The organism is Collinsella aerofaciens, from assembly GCF_902501475.1.
Taxonomy (GTDB): domain Bacteria; phylum Actinomycetota; class Coriobacteriia; order Coriobacteriales; family Coriobacteriaceae; genus Collinsella; species Collinsella aerofaciens_AL.
Genome location: NZ_CABWIF010000016.1, coordinates 1 through 23,380, shown reverse-complemented (window position 1 = coordinate 23,380; position 23,380 = coordinate 1). Strand labels below are relative to the sequence as shown.

The following is a 23,380-nucleotide window of genomic DNA, read 5'->3' as shown; positions in this document are numbered from 1 at the left end:
GCTTGCGATGGCGGTTGAGTTGCAACAAGGTTTTTATTGGACCTCGAACCCTATACTCGATGTTCGCTTCGTTCATTGAGTTACCCTTTGCATGAGGCCGGGACATATCGTCCCGCCCGCAGTTTCGCAGGCCGAAGGCCGAGAATGTTTGAGGACGGGATGATATGTCCCGGCCTCCCGGGAGAGTTACCTATGAATTACGCGAACATTAAGTATTTCGACATTGCTGATGGGGAAGGCGTTCGTACTTCTCTGTTTGTGAGCGGGTGCCGTCGTGGGTGCAAGAACTGCTTTAACTCTGTCGCGTGGGACTTTGCTGCGGGTGAGCCGTTCGATTGTGCCGTCGAGGACAAGATTATCGAGAGCCTCGACCATCCCTTTATCGATGGCCTGACGATTCTGGGCGGCGAGCCTATGGAGCCCGAGAATCAGGCGGGGCTTGTTGACTTTATCGAACGCGTGCGTGCGGCCTATCCCGCGGGGTCGGGCAAGACCATTTGGTGCTTTACCGGCGACGTGCTCGAGGAGCTTATGCCGGGTGGCCGTCACCATACCGAGGCGACGGACCGTATCCTTGCCTGCCTCGATATGTTGGTGGATGGCCCGTTTGTTCAGGATCTGTACGATATCTCATTGCGTTTTAGGGGCTCGAGCAATCAGCGCGTGATTGATATGAACGCCACGCGCGCCCGTGCTGTGCGCGAGGGCGTTGCGCTTTGCGACGCTGTGGAGCTTTGGCGGGACGATCCGGTCTATTCGACCCATACTATGTAGCTTGTGGCCGATGCCAAAGGGCGTGGTACCATAGCGCGAACGCAAAATCGGAAAAGTGAGGCCCAGATGGTCGATCAGGAAAAAGTCGAGGCCGCCATTAAGCTGTTGCTTGAGGGCATAGGCGAGGACCCAACTCGTGAGGGCCTGCTGGAGACCCCGGCGCGCGTTGCCCGTATGTATGGTGAGATCGCCGGTGGTATGGACCAGAGTGCCGAGGAGCACCTGTCCAAAACCTTTGCCGTCGCTTCGAACGATTTGGTTATCGAGCGCGACATCACGTTTTACTCGCTGTGCGAGCATCATCTGCTGCCGTTTTACGGCAAGGCTGCCATTGGCTATATCCCCAACGGCCGTGTCGCAGGGCTTTCCAAGCTCGCCCGCACGGTTGAGGTTTATGCCCGCCGTCTACAGCTGCAGGAGCAGCTGTGTGCGCAGGTTGCCGACGCTCTCATGGAATATCTTGCTCCCCAAGGGGCGATTGTGCTGATGGAAGCCGAGCACATGTGCATGACGATGCGCGGCGTGCAAAAGCCCGGCACCAAGACCGTGACGCTCGCTCGCCGCGGCGTCTTTGAGACTGATCCCGCGCTCGAGGAGCGTTTCTTTAGGATGCTGGGACGCTAACTATGAGAGTCGTCAACGACTTTGCATCGAAGACCGATGAGGGGACGTCGCGTCGCGGCTTTATGGCTTCGGGCTTGGCCCCCTTTGGTGCCATGCCTCGCATTGATTACATTTGTGCCAACGGGCTGTTCCGGCGGCATCTGGGCAACATTGCGCAGTTGGAATCGGGGCGCATCTTCTGCCGCCACGGTATTGACCATCTGCTCGATGTCTCTCGCATTATGTGGATCAAGAATCTCGAGGAGCAGCTCGAATTTGACCGCGAGGTCATCTACGCCACGGCACTTCTTCACGATATCGGCAAAGATGAACAGTATGAATCGGGTATATCCCATGATGTTGCAAGCGAACGCGTCGCTGATGCGATTCTCGGCGGCATGCCCGATGACGTGGCGTTTGAGCCGGCCGATGCCGCAGCCATTAAGACGGCCATTCTGGGCCATCGAAAGCTGCGCGTGAACAGCCAACCGCTTGAGCGTCTGCTCTATGCAGCCGACAAAGCGTCGCGCGCCTGCTTTGCATGCCCCGCGCGCAATGCTTGCAACTGGAGCGATGATAAAAAGAACCTGTCGATTCGCGTGTAGTTAGTTTGCGCGGTCGGGGTTCTAAACGAAGGAGACGATCGCGATGAGCAACAAGAAACTGCCCGAGAATGCAACCAAGACTGAAGGCGCCGAGCTCGCCCGCCGTGGAAGGGGCGAAATATCCACCGCAACGGCGGTGCCCCACGTGAGCTATGACGACCTTCGCCATGCCGACCGCATCACCGTTGAAGGTCTTGAGGTTTTTGCTAACCATGGCGTGTATCCCGAAGAGAACGCGCTGGGCCAGAAGTTCATCGTGTCCTTGGTACTCTATGCCGACCTGCGTGCAGCGGGGGAGCACGATAACCTGGACGCCTCGATTGACTATGGCTCGGTGTGCCACGATGTCGATGGCTATCTGCGCGAGCATACGTTTAAGCTCATCGAGGCTGCAGCTGAGGGTGTGGCCCAGATGCTGCTGCGTCGTTACCCCTTGCTGCTTGGCGTGCGCGTTAAGCTCGATAAGCCTTGGGCGCCCGTCGGTCTTCCCCTGGCAAGCTGCGGTGTCGAGATCGAGCGCGTGCGCTAACCGGTTCTAATATGTCTCTATGGGTGGCTGCTTGAGCCGCTGGGACAGTGCTCTATTGTTGGGGCAGTACGTGTCGAGCAGGGCGTGAAACCGCTGATTGTGGCTTGGCTCGAGCAAGTGGACGAGCTCGTGGGCGACAACCATGTCAAGGCACTCGACGGGGTAGGCGGCAAGTTCTCGTGCGATGCGAATGGCACCGGTTTTGGGCGTGCATGATCCCCAGCGCGTTTTCATGCTGCGCACGGAAACGTGGGAAACGGCGACACCCATTGCGATTTCGTATGCGTGCACCATATCCCGCAGCGCCGATGTGACTTCGGACGTATAGAGCTGGTCAATATGGGCTTGGATCTCACTGGGCGTTAAGCCGTCGAGGGGCGCGTTCCACTTGGCCTGCGGACGTTCGTCTGGCTCGTCGGTACCCATAAAGCTTGCGAACGTGGCTTGTTTGGGCCGCGGTGCGGGTGACTTAAAGTTGTGATCGAGCGCATCTTGTACCGTGATGGGCTTGCCCCAAAGTGCAATGATGGACGAGGGGCTGAGCGGCTCTCGCGCCGTCGCCTGACGTTGCTCGCGCTGGGCAAGCCGGCTGATAATCCAGGCGCTGTTGCGCTTCACAAACGCTTCGATACGCTCGCGGCTGGCGCCGAGCGGTGCGCTGGCGTGGACCTCACCGCTCGATGTGACGCGCAGGTTGAAGTTTTTGACGCGCTTTTTGGTAACGACGACGGGGATGGGAGTCCCATCCGGTTGGGGTAGGAAAAGCGTAAATTGCTGCGTCAAAAGTGGTCCTTCAGATTGGGGACGGGCCGGCATGTCGACCGTTCGGCATGCCGGCCCGCTCAAGGGATGTGAAATTAATAACGCTCAAAGAAGGCAAGCGCGTTGTCGCTGCAGAGTTTCTGCATCACGGTCTTGCCAAAATGCTTGGAAAGCATGTTCTGGAACTCGGGCATCTTGCTGGCATCGGAGAGGAAAGCGGGCACCGTGGCGCCGTCCCAGTCGCCGCCGAGCGCGATGACGTCCTCGCCGCCCAGGTCGAGCCAGTGCTCGATATGTGCCGCCAGCTGGTCGAAGGTGACGTCTGCGGCGGTCTTGTCGGTTGCGTCGTTGGAAAGGAACTCGCTGCAGTAGTTGAGGCCGACGATGCCACCCATGTCGCGAATGGTGCGGAACTGGTCGTCGGTGAGGTTGCGCTTAACGCCGCAAACTGCACGAGAGTTGGAGTGGCTGGCGACGAAGGGACGTGTGGCGTGGGCGACAACCTCGTCAAAGCACTCATCGTTGAGGTGGGAGACGTCAAGCACCATGCCGGCGTGCTCCATCTGCGTAAGTGCCTCGATGCCGGCGGCGGTGAGGCCGGCGTGGGTATCGTGTCCGCTCGCGAGCGGTCCCTGCGCATTCCAGCTGAGCGATGACATGAGTACGCCCAAGCTCTTGAGCACCTCGATCAGCGCGGGGTCCTCGGCAAAGAACGTGGCGTTTTCGATGGTGTGGATGCAGGCGACTTTGCCGTCCTTGAGCGCGGGGCGAATGTCTGCGGCGCTGCGCACGTTGACCATGCGGTCGTGGTTGAGCATTGCCTGGCCGCTCATATGCGCCATGATCTGCGCCTGGAAGCGCGCGGCGTGGGCGGTGGGAATCTCGTCGGGGACAAACGTGGCGAAGCACTGTGCCCATGGCGTGTTGCCGATCTTTACGAGCGAGATGGCGCAGGCGTTGCCCTCGATGAGGTCGAAATCTTGCGGATGCGTTTCGTCGCCGGGGAAATAACCGTCGGTGCCGGCGGTAAAGCGCAGGTCGAGATCGAGCGTGGCCCAGCCGATGCGGTCGGCGGTGTCGCAATGTAGGTCAAATACGGGATATGCCATGGTTCCTCCGGATGCAGCGTTTCTTTGCAAACTGTCCTTGAATTGTATGACTAGGGTATAGTTAGCGCCATATGTTCACGGCGGCCCGCGTTGTGCGCCGCCCTTATCACGGAGGTTACCATGTCCAACCAGGGCAAGAAGGTCAAGACCCATTATCGCGGCACGCTCGACGACGGCACGCAGTTCGATAGCTCCTACGATCGCGGCGAGCCGCTGGAGTTCACCTGTGGTGCCGGTCAGATGATCAAGGGCTTCGACGCCGCCGTTGTCGACATGCAGGTGGGCGAGAAGAAGACCGTGCACATTCCTGCTGCCGATGCCTACGGCGAGCACAATCCCGAGATGGTTATTACCTTCCCGGCCGAACAGGTTCCCAACATCGAGCAGATCGAGAAGGGCATGAAGCTCTTCCTGTCCACGCCGAGCGGCATGCCCGTCCCCGCCGTGGTCATCGACGTAACGCCCGAGGCCGTGACGCTCGACGCCAACCATGAGCTGGCCGGTAAGGACCTCAACTTTGATATCGAGCTCGTCGAGGTCGAGGGTTAGAGTATGCCTGAACGCTTGGTTTCGACGACATGCTTGGGAAATCTCAACGATCCGTCCTATGAACTCCTGCTTCGCCGGAAGCTGGGCGGCGTCTTTGAAGTTGACGAGCTGCTGCTCGATTGGGACCAGGCTGATGTATACGCGTTTGTGGGCGTGACGGAGCTGGGGCGCACGGTCGATGTTCGGCGGGATACTGTCGACGGCGGTCGTCTTGTCGACGGCGACGTGCTCGCCGTCGACCGTTCGGGCGTGGTGCCCGTGGCGGTTGTCGTGCGCCTGCGCAGCGCCGAGGTTTATTTGGTCGAAGTTGACCGCATGGACCCGATTGCGCTCGCGCATGCGTGTTGGGAGATCGGCAACATGCATGCGCCGCTCTTCCGGGGCGACTCGGACGAGCATACCGTGCGCATGTATACGCCGGTGCAGCCTGTTTTGGGCCGCATGCTCCGGGGTGTCGAGGGTGTTCGGCTCTCGGTGGTTACCCGTGAACTCGATACGGACCGGCGCTTTGCGTCGAGTGCGGCGGAGGTCGTCGTGAGCATGGCTCCGGACTTTACCATCGTAAAAAAGACGCGCGGCTAAGCGCGCGTATGCGCAAGACGGGCTTTGAGGGGCGACCAATCAAGGTCCGTCTTGCTGTTGATGAGATGCTTTGGGGGGGGGGAAGCATATGGGTCTTGAGGGAATCAAGCTGATTGCATGCGATTTGGACGGCACGTTGCTGCATCCGGGGGAGCGCGAGCCGCGTTCCGAGGCCTTTGAGCTTATCGATGAGCTGCATCGTCGCGGTATCGTGTTTATGCCGGCGAGTGGTCGTCAATATGCGAGCTTGCGCCACCTGTTTGCCCCGGTGGCCGATGAGCTCGCCTATGTATGCGAAAACGGAGCCCTGGTGATGAGCGAGGGGCGTGCCGTTGTCAAGCGTTCCATGGAGCGTAGCCTTGCTATGGATATCGCGAATGCTGTGGTTGCGTATCCCCATGCCGACGTGACACTCTCGTGTGAGGGGCACCTCTACACCATGAGCGGCAACGATGCGTTCGTCGAACATTTGCGCTATGAGGTCCACTGCGATGTGGCGGTGGTCGACCGTCCCGAGGACATCGACGAGGGCGTCATTAAGATTGCCTTCCAGACGCCCGAGGTGGATCAGCCGGCGGCCCTGGAGTATTTCGAGCGCCTCTTTAGCGACCGTGTTGACGTGATGACGTCGGGAACCGAATGGACGGACTTTATCGGTTTCGGTTCGGGCAAGGGCTCCGCGCTTGCCGATTACGGTCGTGCCTTGGGTATTTCGCCCGATGAGATGATGGCGTTTGGCGATAACGAAAACGATCGCGACATGCTCAACGTCGTGGGCCATCCCTATCTGATGGAGAACTGCAACCCCACCATGCGCGACATCAACGACCGCGTCCGTTGCGTGCGCACGGTCGAAGAGGAATTGCATCGCCTGCTCGCTGAGTAGATATTTGGGACATGCCTAGAAATCTATTTTTTGCTGCAAAGCGCGGAAAGGTGGATTTTAAGGCATGTCCCGAACATCTACCGGCAGTCGGGGCAGAGACCCTCGAAGATGGTGTAGTGCGACGTGACGTGCCAGCCAATTTGCTCGGACGCCTTGGTGTCGAGCTGGGCATCGAAGGGGAGCGGTACGTCGATGACGCGGCTGCACGAGGTGCAGATGATATGCGCATGCGGCTCGATCGTGCGATCGAAGCGGCTGCCGCCCGGCGTCTTGATGGAGAGAATCTCGCCGGCGTCGGCCAAGAGATTGAGGTTGCGGTAGACCGTACCGCGGCTGATTTTGTCATCCTGCGCGCGCACGACGTTGTAGATTTCGTCGGCGGTGGGATGGTTATAGCTTTGGCGCACGGCGTCAAGAACCAGCTTTCGCTGCCTGGTATTCCTTCTTTGCACCGCCATGCGCCTCGCCTCTTTTCTATTAACGGTCGTAGGTAAATGATACCGTATTTAGCACACAATACTAATAATGAGGACTGAAACCGTCTTCATTGGCAAGTGGGGCTCGGGCCTGGGCGTCTACGAGGCGAAAACGCGTTCCCATGCGCTCGTAGGAGACATGAAGCGCCTCGAGATGAGATAGGATGTTTGCCGGAGCTCCCTGTATCTCCATCTCGACTGAGCCGTCTTCCATGTTACGCACCCAGCCGGTGAGTGCGCGTGCCTGCGCGAGGTTGGTGTTGGTAAAGCGAAAACCAACGCCTTGGACTTGCCCCGTCCAGTGCAGGAAATAGCGCAGGGGAGTGTCTTGAGTGGCCTCGTCGCTTGCGAGTACGGTAAGCCTGCGGCGCAGCTCGAGCTCGAGGTTTGATGGTTTTTGAGGCTCTCGACTGCCGCCGGTGACGCTGGAGAAGAACGTATCGAAGAAGCCCATCGCTATGCCTGCTTGCCTGCGTCGGCCGGGAAGGTTATGCCGGCCTGCTGGCGCACGGCATCCATGATGCGCAGTGAGACGAGCGTGACATCGCGGTAGTGGCCAAGCTCGTGACGTCCTGCCGGGGTCTCCCAAATCTCTTCCTTAACGTTATCGATGCCGCCGATGGCGGTGATAAAGTCTGTGAGTTCGTATTCCATAGTGTTGCTCGATTTGGGCAGGTCGAGCACGCGGCCGTTGTCGCCCTGTTCGCGCGGTGCCTCGGTCGCCGAGCCGCGTACGACATCGCCGCGATAGTCGATGCGGACGTTGCGGGGCGTGGACAGATGGTCGATCTGGATAGTGCCACGCTCGCCTTCGATCTGCGAGGGCAGCAGGTCATTCGTAATTTTGGAGTGCGCGAGCTCGACGGAGATGCGGCCTCCGCCATAGCTGGCGAGGATGGAACCGCAGCCGTCGATGGGGCCGTGCGTGAGCTGTCGCGTGGTGGGGTCGAGCAGAGTAGTCATGCTCGTAAGGCCGGAGGGCATGCCGAAAATCTCGACCATGGGCTCGACGGCGTAGACGCCAATGTCCATGAGGGAACCCGATGCCATATTGCAGTCGAAGATATTGGTGGCGCGTCCCGCGAGAATCTCGTTGTAGCGCGAGGAATACTTGCCAAAGCGCAATGAGGCGCGGCGGATGGGGGCGATCTCGCCCAGGGCGTCCTCGATGGCGTGGAAGGCGGGATCGTGGAGGGGACGCATGGCCTCGAGGGCCACGACACCTGCTGCCTCGGCAGCGCGGAAGACTTCCAGCGCCTGCGCTTCGGTGGCGCAGAAGGGTTTCTCGACGATGACGTGCTTGCCGCCGGCGATGCAGGCAAGGGCCTGCTCGTAGTGAAGTGCGTTAGGGCTGCCGATATAGACGGCGTCGACGTCGGCGGCTGCCGCGAGCTCATCGAGCGACGTAAAGTTTCGCTCACCACCGCGCTCGGCGGTAAAGGTAGTACCGCGATTGGCGTCGCGTGAAAGCGTGCCCACAAACGCGGCTTGGTCGTTGGCGTTGACGACTTGGATAAAGTTGTCGGTGATCATGGATGTGCCGATGGTCGCGATGCGCAGCATACGTCCCCCTTGCGTTGTTTGGTCTACAGGATGAGTGTAGCGCGTGGGGATATAAAGCTGCGCGAAAACGCTATTACAGGTCGCTCTCGTTAAAGCCGGTGTCGATATCGAGGTTGCTGCCGTCGGCCGCCGTGGTGGCAAGCTCGTCGCAGCGCTCGTTGAGCTCATGGCCGGCGTGGCCCTTAACCCAGATGAACTCCACTTTGTGCTTGCTCCTTGCGGCAAGCAGGCGCTCCCACAAGTCGCGGTTCTTGACAGGCTGCTTGTTGACGGTCTTCCAGCCGCGTTTTTTCCAGCCGTCGATCCAGTGTTTATTGAAAGCGTTGACGACGTACTGCGAATCGGAATGGACCTCGACCTCGCAGGGGCGGTTGAGCGCCTCGAGCGCCACGATGACCGCCATGAGTTCCATGCGGTTGTTGGTGGTCTTGGCGTAGCCGCGCGAAAGCTCGGAGGTGAAGGTCTTGCCGGCGGGGTTGGTGTATTTGAGCACGGCGCCGTAGCCGCCGCGTCCCGGATTTGATCGGGCCGAGCCGTCGGTATAGATGATGACCTTCACGGGCTTCCTTTCGTTGGGTACGTTTCGTGTGAGTGACCATTGTAGCGCCATGCCCGCCGGGGACTAGCAATCTACGATTTCTACCCCGTCTTCCGACGGTTAGTTGGCATGGATGATGCGGTTGAGCTCGTCGAGGTATTGCTGCAAGAGGGAAGAGGGCTTGCGCTCGTTGTGCATGATATAGCCTACGTGCATCGTTGGGGCGTCTGCTAACGGGATCGATGCCATACCCCATTGCATTTCATTGGAGAGGACACCGGTCGACAGGGTGTAACCGTTCGACGTGATAAGTAAGTTAGTAAGTGTTCCGCGGTCCGAGATTCGTATGTTGCGGTCGCAAGGGATATAGCTAAAAGGTTCCTCGGCGTAATAGAAGGAGTTCGAGGTGCCTTGCTCAAAGCTGTAGCGCGTATAGGGTGTAAGGTCGGCAAGGGACAGCTGTGGGCGGCGTGCGAGCGGGTGGCGCTCGCTAACGAAGACGTGGACCGTCGCGTCGAAGAGGGGATGGAAGCTTGCGCGGGCATCGGCGAAGGCCTTCTGCAGAACGCGGGCGTTAAAGTCGTCCAGATACAGGATGCCGATGTCGCTGCGAAACGCGCGGACGTCATCGATGATCTGCGATGTGGTGGTCTCGCGCATGATGAACTCGAACTTGCTGTCGCGGCAGCGCTCGACCACGTTGACAAAGGCCTCGACCGAAAAGGCGTAGTGCTGGGCGGAAATGGCGAGGCGGGCTTGCGGGGTGCCGCCGTCCTCGTAGCGCGCCTCGAGCATGTCGGCCTGCTCTACGACCTGGCGTGCATAACCCAAAAGCTCGGTGCCGTCGTTGGTGAGTGTGACGCCGCGGCTGGAGCGCGTAAAGATCTCCAGGTGGAGTTCCTGCTCCAGGCTTTTGACGGCGTTTGAGATGTTGGACTGAGCGGTATAGAGGCGCTGAGCTGCGGCGTTGATTGAGCCGGACTCTGCCACGGCAATCAGAAAACGAAGCTGCTGAAGGGTCATCGATGCCATCCTTTCGATTGATATCTATAAAACCGATAACAGGTTAGCGCTTTTAAGTGATTGACCGAGCGAAACAATGCTCGTACTATTCAAAACACACAAAGGCGGTAGGTAATTAAACCGACCACGGAACCGGGATGCGAAAGGAGGCCCGCATATGTATTGCTTACCAAGACGAATGCCGGGCTCCTGTTTGCGCCCGTCGGCGTGATCAGGAGACAGCGACTTACTTCTCTCTAATTAATTTACTTTTGTTCGATCAAGGAGATCATCATGAGCCAGTTCATCAACAACCCCGAGCACACCTTTGGTTTCGATACCCTGCAGCTTCACGTTGGCCAGGAGAGCGCCGATCCCGCATCCGACTCCCGCGCCGTGCCTATCTACCAGACCACGAGCTATGTGTTCCGCAACTCCCAGCACGCCGCCGACCGCTTTGGTCTTGCCGACGCCGGTAACATCTACGGCCGTCTGACCAACTCCACCCAGGGCGTCTTCGAGGACCGTATCGCCGCACTCGAGGGTGGTGTGGCAGGTCTTGCCGTTGCCTCCGGTGCTGCTGCCATCACCTATACCCTGCAGGCTCTTGCCCAGGCCGGTGACCACGTGGTGGCTCAGAAGACCATCTACGGTGGCTCCTACAACCTGCTGGAGCATACGCTCTCCCAGTTTGGCGTCGAGACCACGTTTGTCGACGCTCATAACCTGGAAGAGGTCGAGGGTGCCATCAAGGACAACACCACGGTCATCTATCTCGAGACGCTTGGCAACCCCAACTCCGACATCCCCAACATCGACGCCATCTCCGAGATTGCCAAGAAGCACGGTCTGCCGGTTGTCGTCGACAACACCTTCGGCACCCCGTATCTGTTCCGTCCGCTGGAGCATGGTGCCAACATCGTCGTCCACTCCGCAACCAAGTTCATCGGCGGGCACGGCACTTCGCTGGGCGGTGTGATCGTCGACGGCGGTAACTTCGATTGGAAGGCGAGCGGAAAGTACGCCCAGATCGCTGAGCCCAACCCCTCCTACCACGGCGTTTCGTTTGCCGAGGCTGCCGGTCCCGCCGCCTTCGCGACCTATGTCCGCGCTATCCTGCTGCGTGACGAGGGCGCCTGCATCAGCCCGTTCAACGCCTGGGTCCTGCTCCAGGGCACCGAGACTCTGTCGCTGCGCGTTGACCGTCATGTCGAGAATACCAAGAAGGTCGTTGAGTTCCTGACCGGTGACAGCCATGTTGCCAAGGTGAACCACCCGAGCCTGCCTGAGCACCCCGACCATGAGCTCTACAAGCAATATTTCCCCAACGGCGGTGCCTCGATCTTTACCTTTGAGATTAAGGGTGGCCAGGAGGCCGCCTGGAAGTTCATTGATCATCTGCAGGTGTTCTCGCTGCTCGCCAACGTGGCCGACGTCAAGTCGCTCGTCGTGCATCCGGCTACCACCACGCACTCCCAGCTCTCTGCCGAGGAGCTCGCCGAGCAGAACATCACGCCCTCCACGATCCGTCTTTCCATCGGTACCGAGAACGCCGAGGATATCATTTGGGATCTGAAGCAGGCTTTCGCCGCGCTGGACGAGTAAGGCGACTTGTGCAAGGACCCCTTGCGACTCGATAGGTATAACCGCATAAAATGCCTGCTCAAGGCGCCTGTACGAACAATGGTTGCACAGGCGCCTTTTTTGCATAGAGAGGGCGCAAAAACAGGGTTTTTGACACGCTTTATGCATTCGAGTTGTGGAAAACTCCTGTTGAGAGGATGTGAGTTTTACGCAATTGACGTGCGCCTTTTGAGTAAAACCGCAGGTCGCGATTTGCTCGGGGTACTATGCAGCGCGATCGAATCACACGCAGCTCAAACGCAGCAAAAACGCACTACGGAGGTTTCCAGCTACATGAGGATCGATTCACGAAAACCGAAAGCCGCCGCCCTTTCCGCCGCTCTGACCGTGGCACTTTTGGCGGGCGCCGGTGCAACTGATGCCCACGCGGCAACACTATCCGATACGGTTGGATCTACGCCGTCCGAGACGACGCTGGTACAGCCCGTTGACTATCGCGGCGATGGTTATGGTTCCATGCAGGAGTGGAACGCCTCGATGGAGGCCAAGCGCGATTCCCTGGAGATGCGCGCTCAGATCATCATGAATATGTATGGCGACTATGCCACCGATGACGAGCGCGCTGTGCTGCAGGGTTGCATCGACGGTGCGGGTAGCCTGTTGACGATGGGGGAGGTCGACGCCAAGTCGACCGAGCTCGATGAGCTGCGCACTGCGCTTGAGGATGCCAAGCGCCAAGCGCTCGAGGCTGCCGCCGAGGCGGAGGCTGCCGAGGTCGCCCAGGCTTCGTACTACAACGCCGGTTACACTCCGTCCTACGCGTCTGCCGCGTCCTACGCGAACGGATCGGGCCTGACGCGCTCTGCGGGTGTCAATAACTACAACGGTCGCCGCGAGACCTATTACAGCAGCAATGTGCTTTATCACTATCGCACGGGCGAATGGACTCAGGATTCTGAGGGCTTCTGGCGCGATTCCGACGGCTATTACGTTGTTGCCGCGGGCGATATGGCCCAGGGCTCGACCTTTACGGGCTCCAAGGGTGATTGCAAGGTCTATGACTCCGGCTGCGCTGCCGGAACCACCGACTACTACACCGGTTGGTAATTTTTCTGCATCACGGATATTTGGCGGACGGGCGTCTTTACCGAGCTTTAGGGCAACGTAAGGACGTCCGTTCTATGTATGCGTTTGAGTTAACAGAGCCCTTACCGTGGCGGTACGCTGGGCGAATGGATGCGGAGCACACTGGTTCTTGAGAAATAAGGTCTTTCTCTTGGAGGAAGTGGTCTTGTGAATGCTCGAGATATTACCGTTGCCGCCGTCGCGTTGATGCTTGGCTGCCTTGGTCCCACGGCCGCGCTCGTCGCGGGCATGCAGGGGACGTGCGGGGCTGCTCCTATCGTGGTCGGCGTGCTGATCGCGGCCACGCTGCTGGGAAGCGCCGGTGTTGTCCTTTGTCGCGACGATGAGGACGAGGTTCCGGAGTCGCAACGCTAGCTGTTGTGAGATTGACCGCCGGTCATAGACGAAGATGAAAGCCGCCGTAAGGGGAGTGCTCCTTGCGGCGGTTTTGCTGTTAAGGCTGTTGAATGCGGCGCGTTGGCGTTACCAGCTTGCCTCGATATCGCGAATGCGCTGATAGAGCCATTCGTTCTGCGGAACCTGGATATCGTGCTTGGCCGCGAGGCGGCGGACGGTGTCCGCGAACTCCTCGACCTCTGTTTTGCGCTGCGCGATGCGGTCCTGAGCCATTGAGGGCATACCGGCGGGGTCGATTCCCTCGATGAGGTGCACCATTTGCGTCAGGTCTGCTTCGGTCAGCTCAACGCCCTCGGCGTTGGCAACCGCAAGCGTCTCGCGCATGGCGGAGACAAAACAGCGGCGCTGCTCGGAGCCCGGCTCCGTGGCGCTTCCGTAGGTCCCGCCGTAGGCCATGCAGGTCTGGTTGATGCCGTCGTTGAGCATGAGTTTGGCCCACATGCGGTGCGCAATATCGCGCTCGACGGTATGGGCGATGCCGCAGCGCGTGTAGAGCCCGTCGATAGCGGCGACGGTCGCGGGGTCCGTGCCGGCCGCCGCGCCAAAGCGGATCTCGCCCGCATTGGTAAAGGTGAGCGCGCCGTTGAGGAACACGGCGTCCATGCCCTGGCAGATACCAAGAACGGTATGCTCCCAGCCAAAGCGTTCGGCAATCTTTTGCTCGCTCGTAATGCCGTTGCATAGCGAGGCGATGAGCGTGTTGGGTCCCACGACGCGCTCCATAGTCTTGAGTGCTTGGTCGAGACCGGTGGTCTTGACTGTCAGGATGACCAGATCGGCGGGCGTCGCCTCGCTGGCGCGGACGGACGTGAGATCGCAGGGCTTGCCGTTGACAGTGAGCGCATCGCCCGCGTGACGCTCAAAACGGGTGTCATCCATGACGTATTCGACGGCGTCGTTGCCGAGCGCCCGGGCGATCATGCTGCCGTAGAGCAGGCCGACGCCGCCCTTGCCGATAAAGGCGACCTTGTTGATCTGCATGTGAATCATCTCCCCATGTAAAAGGCGCCCGCGTAAGGGGCGCCTGATGGATTGTATGCTGCCAGGGTGATTGGTGGGTGCGCGGGGCGGCTGTTATAAAAAAGAAACGTTTGCCTGGACGCTACGCTGCAGGGCAGACCGCAAAGACGCGGGCGGGGTATCCGACGCCATCGCGGACCTTGGGGAAGGTGCAGAAGATGACGGCACCCGTGGCGGGAGGCTCGTCCAGATGGTCCATGACCTCGATCTGATAGCGGTCGACCGAGAGGATGTATTGCTCGCCGGGGTAGGGGTAGGCGTCCTCGCGCGTGGTCATGCCCGGCTCCTTTCATCGGGCTTTTTGCTGATGTTAAAGCGGTGCCGTGACAGCTCGATTTCTGCTGCGTTACGATACGTTCTCGATTGCGATTCCACGATGTTTCGGCTGCGTGACCATTGTGTTTCGCCTTGCCGGGGCGCTGATGGCGAAGGGAGGGGCCGTGCAATATCGCGTTGACCCCAAAAGCGGCAACCGTATCTCGGCGTTGGGTCTGGGCTGCATGAGGTTTCCCGGTGCGCCGGGACGTCCGGATGCGAAGACAGCCGATGCCATCATTTCCCGTGCGGTGGAGCAGGGGATTAATTATCTGGACACCGCGTATCTCTATCCCGGTAACGAGGCGTGCGTGGGCGCCTCGCTTGAGCGCTTGGGGCTGCGTGACCGGGTGTTGCTGGCGACCAAGTTGCCGCATGCTTCGTGCAAGTGCGCGGAGGATTTCGACCGGTTCTTCGATGAGCAACTGCGGCGCCTGCGGACCGACCATATCGACTATTACCTCATGCATAACATTACCTCACCCGCCCAGTGGGAACGTGTGGTGGCGTTGGGCATTGAGGACTGGATCGCGTGTCAAAAGGCGGCGGGGCGCATTCGCCAGATTGGTTTTTCGTACCACGGCAGCGCGGTGGATTTCCTGACGATGCTTGACGCATATGACTGGGATTTTTGCCAGATACAGTACAACTATGCCGGCGAGCGTTACCAAGCGGGAACGGCAGGACTCATGGCGGCTGCGGAGCGCGGGCTCGCGGTGTTTGTGATGGAGCCGCTGCTGGGCGGGCGTTTAGCGGGCAAGCTGCCGCCACGGGCCCGCGCTGTGCTCGATAGTGCCCGTGACCCGCATTTGCGCACTCCTGCCGCCTGGGGTCTTTCGTGGGTGTGGAATCATCCTCAGGTGACGATGCTGCTTTCGGGTATGACCGATATCGCGCAGGTGGATGAGAATTCGTCACTGGCAGACCTCGCGTTGCCGAATTCGATGACTGCCAACCAGCTCGACACGATTGCGCGCGTGTTGATGGAGTTTGAGAAATCGAACCGTGTGCCCTGCACGGGATGCGGCTACTGCATGCCATGTCCCAAGGGTATTAACATTCCCGGCTGCTTTGCCGCTTACAACGCGAGCTACGCGCACAGCTGGTTTACGGGGCTGTCGCAATACTTTACGGCGAGTGCGGTGCGCACAAGCGAGGCCAAGCTGGCGAGCAATTGCGTCAAGTGCGGCAAATGCGCGCGCCACTGCCCGCAGCATATCGATATCCCCGAGCGTCTCGATGACGTGCGCCGGCGCTTCCAGCCGGGCCCCGTAACGGCCATGCTTAAAGTCTTCGGCAAAACACGCTCCTCATGACCCTTTTATAACTTGCGGTGGAATAGTTCCTGTTTGCGGCAGAATAGGGGCCAAACAGGAACTATTCCACCGCAACTGAAGGGGGCTGTCGTGGGCCATCGGGATTCATGTGATGATTTGCGTGAGGTTCGTTGGGGCGTTTTGGGCGCCGGGCGCATTTCGCATCGATTTGCATCGTCGCTCAAGAAGGCCGGCGGGGCACGGCTGGTGGCTGCGGCCGGCCGCACTCCTGCACATGTCGAGGAATTTTGCCGAGCGTTTTTGATCGATGCTGCGCATGGCCATGCCTCGGTCGGCGATAACGGCAATGCGGCTTATGACGCGCTGATTGCCGACCCCGATGTCGACGCAATCTACTTGGCTCTTCCGCATGGCATGCATGCGCGTTGGGCCTGTCGCGCGCTGCGCGCCGGAAAGGCCGTGCTGTGCGAAAAGCCGGCCGTTTTGAGTGAGGAAGAGGCTCTCTCGATTGCCTCCACCTCTCGTGAGCGTGGCGTGCTGTTTATGGAGGCGATGAAGAATCGGTTTTGCCCGATGCGCACTCGCGTGAAGGACTTGCTTGCGTCGGGTGAGCTTGGCCGTATTGTCTCGATTGAAAGCGTACAAAAGCTCGATTACGGCGAGCCTCCTTCGGGCTATCTGCTTGATTCGTTGCAGGGCGGCTGTCTATATGACATGGGCTGCTATGCGGTCGGTTGGTTTGAGGATTTGCTCACGGGCGCGTGCGAGGTTTCGTCCCGTGAAGTTCGCTGGCGTGACGTATCGGGCGACCGCGTCGATTGGGCCGATGAGATCCATATGAGCGTCGGCGGTATACCCATTCATATGGTGTGCGACGGCAAAGCAACATATGAAAGCCGCTTAACGATTGCCTGTGAGCGGGGCTCGTTGGAAATCGAGCGTCTCCATCGCCCCGAGCTCGCCCATGTGAAGTACTCCGACGGACGAACGCTCGAAATAAATGCCCCGTTTGAGGTCGATGATTTCTACGGCGAAATCCAGCATGCGACCCAGCTCATCCGGGCGGGGAAACTCGAGAGTCCCGTCATGCCCCTTGCCGCCACGCAGCGCTGCGCGCGCATTATCGATGCGATTCGCTTGAAACTTTAGTGCGTGGGGGCATGGCGCCAGCGCCTGGAATGCCTTGGAGGCCTTTGCCCCTGATGCCCCTTTTATAACTTGCGGTGGAATACGGTCTGTTTGCGCCAAAATAGGGCACCAATAGACCGTATTTCACCGCAACTGATGAGGGGGAGTTGGAGATGCTGACGATCGGGTGTCATCTTTCGACGACGAAGGGCTATCGGGCAATGGGAGAGACGGCGTTGTCCATTGGCGCCAATACCTTTGCGTTCTTTACGCGCAACCCGCGCGGTGGCAAGGCAAAAGACCTTGACATGGATGACGTGGCGGCTCTGCGCGAGCTTATGGCGCAAAACGACTTTGGACCGCTGGTGGCGCATGCCCCGTATACCTATAACCCCTGCTCCGCTAAGGAGCGAGCGCGCGAGTTTGCCCTGGAGGCCATGGCCGAGGATCTGCAGCGCATGGAAGCACTGCCCGGCAACTACTACAATTTTCATCCCGGTGCGCATGTGGGACAGGGGGCAGACGTCGGCATTCAGATGATTGTCGACACGCTGTGCCAGGTGATGTTTGAGGGACAGCAGACGACGGTATTGCTTGAGACCATGGCAGGCAAGGGCACCGAGGTGGGCCGTAGCTTTGAAGAACTGGCGTGCATTATCGAGGGCGTTGCCGCCAAGTGCCCAGAGCTGTCCGATAAGCTGGGCGTTTGTTTGGACACCTGCCATGTGAGCGATGCCGGCTACGACATCATCCATGATCTGGACGGCGTACTCGACGAGTTCGACCGCGTGGTGGGTATCGATCGCTTGCATGCCGTACACATCAACGATTCGAAGAACCCTTGTGGCGCCCATAAAGATCGTCACGAGTGCATCGGCAAGGGATACCTTGGCGGCGAGGAATTTGGTGGCGGTATGCAGGTTATGCAGAATATTGTATCGAATGGCCGTTTGCGTTCGCTGCCGTTTATTTTGGAGACTCCGAACGAACTTGCAGGTTATGCAGCTGAAATTAGACTATTAAGGTCATTGCAGCAGTAACGACTGTCACAAAGTAGAGTATTCAATTCACGTTATGGGTTTGTTTCAATCAGTTTTCTCATTGCAGATTCGTAATTCCGGGTGCATAATAGCCAACAGTTTTTGCAGACCTCTGAATCAAACGAGGTCACCGGAAGGAGACTGATTATGAAGCTGAAGAAGCTTGGCGCATTTGCCGCCACGGGTGCTATGGCGCTCGCCCTCGCTCTGACGGGCTGCGGCTCGTCCAACGCCACCTCTGGTTCTAATGCCGGTTCCAGCAGCTCTGACGACGCTAAGGTCGAGAAGGTCGACGGCTCCAAGGAGTACGCACTCGTCAAGGACGGTACGCTGACCGTCGGCACCTCTGCCGAGTACGCTCCGTTTGAGTACAAGGATGACAACGGCGATTATCAGGGCTTTGACCTTGAGCTCATCAAGGCTATCGGCGACAAGCTGGGCCTGGATGTCGAGTATGTCAACAATGACTTTGACACGCTTGTTCCGGGCGTCGCTTCGGGCGCCAAATATGACGTCTCCATCGCGGCTATCACCGACACGCCCGAGCGTGAGAAGGAAGTCACTTTCTCCGATTCTTACTACATGGACGATCAGGCTATCGTGACCAAGGTCGATAACACCGACATCACGGCCGACAACTACAGCGAGAAGCTCAACAACGCCGACGCTACCATCATCGTCCAGTCTGGCTCGACCGCCGAGTCCTTTGCCCAGGAGAACTTCCCCAAGGCCAAGATTGTCCCCTACAAGGACGCCACCGAGTGCTTCAGCGCCCTGCAGTCCGATAAGGGCGACGCCGTAGTCACCAACCGCTCCGTTGCCAGCCAGCTGACCGCCGAGCAGTTCAACACCTGCCAGACCATTAAGCAGATTAGCACCGGCGAGGAGTACGCCATCGCCATCAACCAGGGCAACACCAAGCTCAAGGACGACATCAACCAGGCCATCAAGGACCTGACCGACGACGGTACCGTTGACGCCCTCATGGCTAAGTACAATATCAAGTAAAATAGCTACTTGATTGCTCGCGGGCCCTTTCCGCTTTGGCGGAGAGGGCCTTTGCGCTTCTCTTGACGGAGAGCATTTCCGTCTCGTTTTGCCGGCAACTTCTACGATAGGAGCCACCTTGTCTCGACTGAACAAAGGGGCTGCGGAGCAGCGTTTTCCACTGCCCGCCTTGCTCCAAAAGCTAGTCTGCGTCATGGCCGTGGCGCTCGCGCTGGTGTGTGTGGGGACATATGCGCCCACGACCGCCCAGGCGCTTGAGACCGCAAAGATTACCGCCCGACCCAACACCGGTTCGGGCAGCGCTGTGGTCGGCGGTACCGAGACGCGCATTACCTGGGAGGTCCAGGCCGATGCCGATGAGGAGCTGAGCGGTCTTTCGCTGACGTTTGTCGACGGCACGACGTTTGGTACCGATGACACGCGATTGACGATGCTCTCGGGCGAGGACCTCATGGATCGTACGCCCATGAAACCCACGTGCAAGGCTGACGGCCAGACGCTCAAGATTGACTTTGGCGAGACGGCGCCTGCCGGCGGCTTTTTCCGTGTCGAGGTTTATGGTGTGACGTTTCCCGTCGAGGGCGGCGATGAGGCCTTTAGCGGCACCTATACGCTCGCTGACGGGTCGACCAAGAAGATCTCCAAGATTCCGTCGGTGGAGATCAAGGGCGTGACGGCCTTCGATAACTTCCTGGCCGATCTTAAGGAGCAGCCGTGGGTCGAGGCCTGGAACTCCAATATGTTCCTGCGCCTGTTCTTGAACCCGGTCATTTTGGTCCAGAGCCTGCCGATCGTCTTCAAGGGCTTCCTCATGTCGCTCTCGATCGTGCTTGTGGCGTTTCCGCTGGCAATTCCCTTCGGTTTCGCCCTATCGCTCATGCGCATTTCCAAGTCGCGCATCCTGCGCTGCCTTGCCGGTATCTACGTGAATATCATTCGCGGTACGCCGGCATTCCTGCAGATCTATATCGCGTTCTTCGGTCTGCCGTTGGCCGGCGTCAAGGTTGATGACTACGTGCTCGGCGTCATCGTCATGGCCATGAACTCGTCTGCGTACCTGTGTGAGATCTTCCGTGCCGGTATTCAATCGATCCCCAAGGGCCAAAACGAGGCTGCTCGTTCGCTGGGCATGAACGCGTTCCAGACGCTGCTCTATGTCATGATTCCGCAGACGTTCCGTAATGTCCTGCCTACGCTGACCAGTGAATTTATCCTGCTTTACAAGGATACGTCTCTGCTTGCGGCCGTGGGCGTGGTCGAGATCGTCATGAATGCCCGCACCATCGTGGCCACGACGGGCTCCATCACGCCGTATGTGGTTGCCGCCCTGTTCTATCTGGTCATCACCCTGCCGCTCGCTCGCTTGGTGAGCGGTCTTGAGGCGAGGCTTTTGGGCACGACCGAGACCAAGAAGAAGCGTCCCGCCAAGAGCGCCGGACAGGTTGTCGCGACGCCTGCCGATCACATCGCCGGTCTGTAAGGAGGTCCTATCATGAGCGAAACCAATAACTCGAACGAGGTCGTCGTCAGTATCAAGAACCTCCAGAAGGCCTTTGGCAATAACGTGGTCCTGCGCGATATCGATCTAGATGTGCACAAGGGCGAGGTCGTCGTAGTCCTGGGCCCTTCGGGCTCGGGCAAGTCGACGATGCTTCGCTGCATTAACCGCCTTGAGGAGCCCACGAGTGGTTCGATTGTCGTCGAGGGCGTGGATGTGTGCGCTAAGGGCGTCGACCTCAATAAGGTACGTACGCACTTGGGCATGGTGTTTCAGCAGTTCAACCTGTTCCCGCACCTGTCGGTCAAAAAGAACGTCATGCTTGCGCAGCAAAAGGTGCTCAAGCGCAGCAAGGAAGAGGCCGAGAAGATTGCCATCGAGGAGCTCACCAAGGTCGGTCTTGCCGAGCGTATCGACTTTATGCCGAGTCAGCTCTCGGGCGGCCAGCAGCAGCGCGTGGCCATCGCCCGCGCCCTGTCGATGAATCCGCACGTGATGCTCTTTGACGAGGCCACGTCGGCACTCGACCCCGAGCTTGTCCGCGACGTCCTGGGCGTTATGCGCGACCTGGCACGTGACGGCATGACCATGATCGTGGTGACGCACGAGATGGGCTTCGCTCGCGACGTTGCCGACCGCGTCGTCTTTATGGACGGCGGCGTTATCGTGGAAGAGGGTACGCCGAGCGAGGTCTTCGACCACCCCAAGAGCGAGCGCACCAAGGCGTTCTTGGGCAATATCTCGTAGCGGCGCGTCGAAGTTGTCGATATAACAAACGGGGACCGGATAGTATCCGGCTCCCGTTTTTGTTTGGGCATGAACGACTGTTGTTGTGCGGTGCTCGGCTGTCAGTTGCTTTGCGACTTTCTGACGGCTTCGTTAGGCCAGCTCCGCTCCCAGAGCCTTGCAGGCTGCCTCGCCCTCATCGTCGGGCGCATCGTAGCAAATGACGGAATCGACGACGTTGACGCCTGCCTCGTCGGCATCGGCCTTCCAGTTGTCCATCCACTCGCCCTCGGCCCACGAATAGGAGCCAAAGAGGACGACCTTCTTGTCGCCGAGGGTCTCCTTGACTTCATCCCACATGGGCTGGAACTCATCGTATTCAAGCTCCTCGGAGCCCATAGCGGGGCAGCCGAAGGCGAAGGCATCATAGTCGGCGACCTTGTCGGCAGAGAAGTCGGCGCAGGGGATGACTTCGGTCTCGGCGCCCGCGGACGTGCTGCCTTCGGCGACAAAGTTTGCCATGGCCTCGGTGTTGCCTGTGCCGCTCCAGTAGACGACTGCGATCTTGCTCATATGTTTTCCTTTCGGTTGTGCGGCGTGCGGCCGCGTTTTGTATGCTCTATCGGGTTGCCTGGACAAGTTGTTCCAGGGTGCAGCCCTGTTGATAGATGTAGGTAAGGTATTGCGTGCATGCGCGATAGGAATCGAAGGTCGTGAGCGCCTGCTCAACGTTTGTGTATACCTTCCATGCGCCAAAGACCTTATAGTTTTCGCCGTGCTGGACGATAAACTGATGGACATCTTCGTGGGGATAGCCCAAAAAATAGCCAATTTCGTGGGGGAACTCGCAGGTGCAGTCTTTGCTGCAGCTAGCTTGCTGGGGTAGTGCGCATCGAGTCTGGCTGCAGGCGCATTCCGCGACGTTATTGCTCGCGAGCGTGATGCGTGATGCCAAATGCACAAGGCATGTCGAAAGGTCTCTCGTGTCGTAGCCTTCCGAGGCGAGCGCCGTTTGGGCGCGAGAGTCTTCGAAATAGGTGGTGAGGCTTTTGGCTCGGTACACGTACACGAGCGCTCCGCAAGGCCGCCAGACCAAAACACTCAGGTGGATGCCGAGCGGGTCAAGCTCGTGGTTGCACTGGGCGATAACGTTGAGCAGGCGTGCTCGGCGTTCTGCGATGGCTTCGGTTGCGGTCGAGCTGTCCCCGTGGGCGTAGGTGCCTGGATAGGTAAAGAGCGATGCCGGCTTGATGCCCGCGAGCGTGGGAGAGCAGTTGCGCACGACCGCTGCCTGAAACGTTGGAATGTCTATGGTTCGGGTCACGGCGCTCCTTACGGATCTAAACTGTTAGCCTAGGAAAACTTATACACGAAAGTAAGCCTTGGTCAACTAAAAAGTTTGAATAGGGAAACTAATTGACCGAACGGACATGATTTTGGGTTAAGATGGAGACACCCCATGGGGGTATCTAGATAGGGCTATTTGAAAGGGGAACGCATGAGTGACTTGCTCAACCCTGCAGATATCATCGTGCTGGCCGTCATTGCTGTCGGCATGTTTTTTGGACTGCGTCGCATTGCCGCTTCGACACACGGGAAGAGTTGCTGCAGCGACGGTGCGAGCGGCAAGAAGGCCAAAAAGGTTGTTGTGGTGGATACCGATGCGTCACACTATCCCTATAGCGATGAGCTGCTCATCGGCGGCATGAGCTGTGACGGCTGCGCTCAGAACGTAGCCAATGCCCTCAATACGCTTGATGGTGTGTGGGCAACGGTGACGTATACGGACCACACGGCACGCGTGCGCTCGAAGCGCCCGGTTGATCGCGACGCACTCGAGACGGCGGTGAGGGGTGCGGGCTATTACGTTATGAAAATGTAGGCGTTGCCCTCTCCGGTGGGAACCAGCCTCCTGCCCATTGTGACTATCGGCATCCAAAAATTTGCGCAAAAATAACCTTTAGATGCGGCAAAAGTGGAGTTTGGTGACGGTTTGCGCGGAATTCGCTACCAATCGAACATCTATTAACCCGTCCAAAAAATTACAGGTGTATATTTATACGCCGATTATTGCTGTGCTCAGATTGCAATTAACCGTGGACAGAAATGAAGAATGCTAAAACTGGGCTTTAGGACAGGGGGTGTTCCTATAGTTTTGTCAACTGGGCAATGCCGTTTTCGAGATTGAATCGCGACATGCTAACGCCAGGCCTTTCGGCCGATGGGCTCCAATCTGTTCGGAGCGCTTTTACTAGGCGGCGTAG

28 protein-coding genes are annotated in these 23,380 nt (G+C 58.8%); 17 read left to right on the top strand and 11 right to left on the bottom strand.

The window, feature by feature from the left end; genetic code table 11:
- The first annotated feature begins 192 nt into the window (after positions 1–192).
- The 4 genes from nrdG (at position 193) to folB (ending at position 2,511) form a co-directional block, all read left to right on the top strand.
- The gene (gene nrdG / locus GDJ93_RS04650) at positions 193–774 is read left to right on the top strand and encodes an anaerobic ribonucleoside-triphosphate reductase activating protein (RefSeq protein ID WP_152067922.1); all 582 of its coding nucleotides are present in this window, start codon (positions 193–195) and stop codon (positions 772–774) included.
- A gap of 66 nt (positions 775–840) precedes the next feature.
- Complete coding sequence (gene folE, locus GDJ93_RS04645) at positions 841–1,398, top strand: GTP cyclohydrolase I FolE (protein WP_152067921.1); 558 nt, start codon at positions 841–843, stop codon at positions 1,396–1,398.
- A 2-nt stretch (positions 1,399–1,400) separates the two neighbouring features.
- Positions 1,401–1,982 carry an HD domain-containing protein gene (locus GDJ93_RS04640; protein WP_022094400.1) on the top strand — a complete coding sequence of 194 codons (582 nt, stop codon included), beginning with the start codon at positions 1,401–1,403 and terminating at the stop codon, positions 1,980–1,982.
- 43 nt (positions 1,983–2,025) lie between these two features.
- Positions 2,026–2,511 (top strand): dihydroneopterin aldolase, encoded by a 486-nt coding sequence (folB, locus tag GDJ93_RS04635; protein ID WP_022094401.1) that lies wholly within the window; start codon positions 2,026–2,028, stop codon positions 2,509–2,511.
- 6 nt (positions 2,512–2,517) lie between these two features.
- Here folB and GDJ93_RS04630 read toward each other — a convergent pair whose 3' ends face one another.
- Both GDJ93_RS04630 and GDJ93_RS04625 read right to left on the bottom strand, forming a co-directional pair.
- Positions 2,518–3,294 carry a M48 family metallopeptidase gene (locus tag GDJ93_RS04630; protein WP_193221452.1) on the bottom strand — a complete coding sequence of 259 codons (777 nt, stop codon included), beginning with the start codon at positions 3,292–3,294 and terminating at the stop codon, positions 2,518–2,520.
- A 74-nt stretch (positions 3,295–3,368) separates the two neighbouring features.
- Entirely contained in the window at positions 3,369–4,382 is a 1,014-nt protein-coding gene (locus GDJ93_RS04625; protein WP_152067919.1) for a dipeptidase, read from the bottom strand.
- Positions 4,383–4,502: 120 nt separating this feature from the next.
- Between GDJ93_RS04625 and GDJ93_RS04620 the strand changes: the two genes are divergently transcribed.
- The 3 genes from GDJ93_RS04620 (at position 4,503) to GDJ93_RS04610 (ending at position 6,399) form a co-directional block, all read left to right on the top strand.
- A complete protein-coding gene (locus tag GDJ93_RS04620; RefSeq protein WP_055286916.1) occupies positions 4,503–4,931 on the top strand; it encodes an FKBP-type peptidyl-prolyl cis-trans isomerase in 429 nt (142 codons plus the stop codon).
- A 3-nt stretch (positions 4,932–4,934) separates the two neighbouring features.
- Positions 4,935–5,513 carry an urease accessory protein UreE gene (locus GDJ93_RS04615; RefSeq protein ID WP_152067918.1) on the top strand — a complete coding sequence of 193 codons (579 nt, stop codon included), beginning with the start codon at positions 4,935–4,937 and terminating at the stop codon, positions 5,511–5,513.
- 88 nt (positions 5,514–5,601) lie between these two features.
- Positions 5,602–6,399: an HAD-IIB family hydrolase gene (locus tag GDJ93_RS04610; RefSeq protein ID WP_152067917.1), complete on the top strand. Its 798-nt coding sequence runs from the start codon at positions 5,602–5,604 to the stop codon at positions 6,397–6,399.
- A 77-nt stretch (positions 6,400–6,476) separates the two neighbouring features.
- Here the strand turns inward: GDJ93_RS04610 and GDJ93_RS04605 are convergent, their stop codons facing one another.
- The 5 genes from GDJ93_RS04605 to GDJ93_RS04585 form a co-directional block, all read right to left on the bottom strand.
- Positions 6,477–6,857 carry a Fur family transcriptional regulator gene (locus tag GDJ93_RS04605; protein ID WP_193221451.1) on the bottom strand — a complete coding sequence of 127 codons (381 nt, stop codon included), beginning with the start codon at positions 6,855–6,857 and terminating at the stop codon, positions 6,477–6,479.
- Between the two features lie 61 nt (positions 6,858–6,918).
- The gene (locus GDJ93_RS04600; RefSeq protein ID WP_152067916.1) at positions 6,919–7,329 is read right to left on the bottom strand and encodes an acylphosphatase; all 411 of its coding nucleotides are present in this window, start codon (positions 7,327–7,329) and stop codon (positions 6,919–6,921) included.
- 2 nt (positions 7,330–7,331) lie between these two features.
- On the bottom strand, positions 7,332–8,438 hold the full coding sequence (locus GDJ93_RS04595) for a Gfo/Idh/MocA family protein (protein ID WP_152067915.1): 1,107 nt from the start codon (positions 8,436–8,438) through the stop codon (positions 7,332–7,334).
- Positions 8,439–8,511: 73 nt separating this feature from the next.
- Positions 8,512–9,048: a ribonuclease HI gene (gene rnhA, locus GDJ93_RS04590; RefSeq protein WP_152067914.1), complete on the bottom strand. Its 537-nt coding sequence runs from the start codon at positions 9,046–9,048 to the stop codon at positions 8,512–8,514.
- 48 nt (positions 9,049–9,096) lie between these two features.
- On the bottom strand, positions 9,097–9,999 hold the full coding sequence (locus tag GDJ93_RS04585) for a LysR family transcriptional regulator (protein WP_152067913.1): 903 nt from the start codon (positions 9,997–9,999) through the stop codon (positions 9,097–9,099).
- A gap of 273 nt (positions 10,000–10,272) precedes the next feature.
- Here GDJ93_RS04585 and GDJ93_RS04580 point away from each other — a divergent pair, with 273 nt between their 5' ends.
- From GDJ93_RS04580 to GDJ93_RS04570, 3 genes are all read left to right on the top strand, one after another.
- Positions 10,273–11,583, top strand: coding sequence for an O-acetylhomoserine aminocarboxypropyltransferase/cysteine synthase family protein (locus tag GDJ93_RS04580; RefSeq protein WP_152067912.1), 1,311 nt, complete (start codon positions 10,273–10,275; stop codon positions 11,581–11,583).
- 312 nt (positions 11,584–11,895) lie between these two features.
- Positions 11,896–12,669 (top strand): hypothetical protein, encoded by a 774-nt coding sequence (locus GDJ93_RS04575; RefSeq protein WP_152067911.1) that lies wholly within the window; start codon positions 11,896–11,898, stop codon positions 12,667–12,669.
- 186 nt (positions 12,670–12,855) lie between these two features.
- Complete coding sequence (locus GDJ93_RS04570; RefSeq protein ID WP_152067910.1) at positions 12,856–13,062, top strand: hypothetical protein; 207 nt, start codon at positions 12,856–12,858, stop codon at positions 13,060–13,062.
- Positions 13,063–13,170: 108 nt separating this feature from the next.
- On the opposite strand, the gene GDJ93_RS04565 is transcribed toward GDJ93_RS04570, so the two are convergent.
- Entirely contained in the window at positions 13,171–14,085 is a 915-nt protein-coding gene (locus tag GDJ93_RS04565) for a ketopantoate reductase family protein (protein WP_226812462.1), read from the bottom strand.
- A 121-nt stretch (positions 14,086–14,206) separates the two neighbouring features.
- Positions 14,207–14,401 (bottom strand): cyclase family protein, encoded by a 195-nt coding sequence (locus GDJ93_RS04560; RefSeq protein WP_055309748.1) that lies wholly within the window; start codon positions 14,399–14,401, stop codon positions 14,207–14,209.
- A 163-nt stretch (positions 14,402–14,564) separates the two neighbouring features.
- On the opposite strand from GDJ93_RS04560, the gene GDJ93_RS04555 reads away from it, so the two are divergent.
- From GDJ93_RS04555 to GDJ93_RS04530, 6 genes are all read left to right on the top strand, one after another.
- Positions 14,565–15,755: an aldo/keto reductase gene (locus tag GDJ93_RS04555; protein ID WP_152067908.1), complete on the top strand. Its 1,191-nt coding sequence runs from the start codon at positions 14,565–14,567 to the stop codon at positions 15,753–15,755.
- A 90-nt stretch (positions 15,756–15,845) separates the two neighbouring features.
- Positions 15,846–16,865 carry a Gfo/Idh/MocA family protein gene (locus GDJ93_RS04550; RefSeq protein WP_226812461.1) on the top strand — a complete coding sequence of 340 codons (1,020 nt, stop codon included), beginning with the start codon at positions 15,846–15,848 and terminating at the stop codon, positions 16,863–16,865.
- A 152-nt stretch (positions 16,866–17,017) separates the two neighbouring features.
- Entirely contained in the window at positions 17,018–17,884 is an 867-nt protein-coding gene (locus tag GDJ93_RS04545; RefSeq protein ID WP_152067907.1) for a deoxyribonuclease IV, read from the top strand.
- A gap of 147 nt (positions 17,885–18,031) precedes the next feature.
- Entirely contained in the window at positions 18,032–18,892 is an 861-nt protein-coding gene (locus GDJ93_RS04540) for an ABC transporter substrate-binding protein (RefSeq protein ID WP_152067906.1), read from the top strand.
- A 118-nt stretch (positions 18,893–19,010) separates the two neighbouring features.
- Positions 19,011–20,372 (top strand): ABC transporter permease subunit, encoded by a 1,362-nt coding sequence (locus GDJ93_RS04535; protein WP_226812460.1) that lies wholly within the window; start codon positions 19,011–19,013, stop codon positions 20,370–20,372.
- Positions 20,373–20,384: 12 nt separating this feature from the next.
- Positions 20,385–21,137: an amino acid ABC transporter ATP-binding protein gene (locus GDJ93_RS04530; protein ID WP_152067905.1), complete on the top strand. Its 753-nt coding sequence runs from the start codon at positions 20,385–20,387 to the stop codon at positions 21,135–21,137.
- 132 nt (positions 21,138–21,269) lie between these two features.
- Here the strand turns inward: GDJ93_RS04530 and GDJ93_RS04525 are convergent, their stop codons facing one another.
- Entirely contained in the window at positions 21,270–21,689 is a 420-nt protein-coding gene (locus GDJ93_RS04525) for a flavodoxin (RefSeq protein ID WP_152067904.1), read from the bottom strand.
- Between the two features lie 46 nt (positions 21,690–21,735).
- Entirely contained in the window at positions 21,736–22,440 is a 705-nt protein-coding gene (locus GDJ93_RS04520; RefSeq protein ID WP_152067903.1) for a DUF3793 family protein, read from the bottom strand.
- 174 nt (positions 22,441–22,614) lie between these two features.
- Between GDJ93_RS04520 and GDJ93_RS04515 the strand changes: the two genes are divergently transcribed.
- Complete coding sequence (locus GDJ93_RS04515) at positions 22,615–22,998, top strand: heavy-metal-associated domain-containing protein (RefSeq protein WP_152067902.1); 384 nt, start codon at positions 22,615–22,617, stop codon at positions 22,996–22,998.
- The last annotated feature ends 382 nt before the right edge of the window (positions 22,999–23,380 follow it).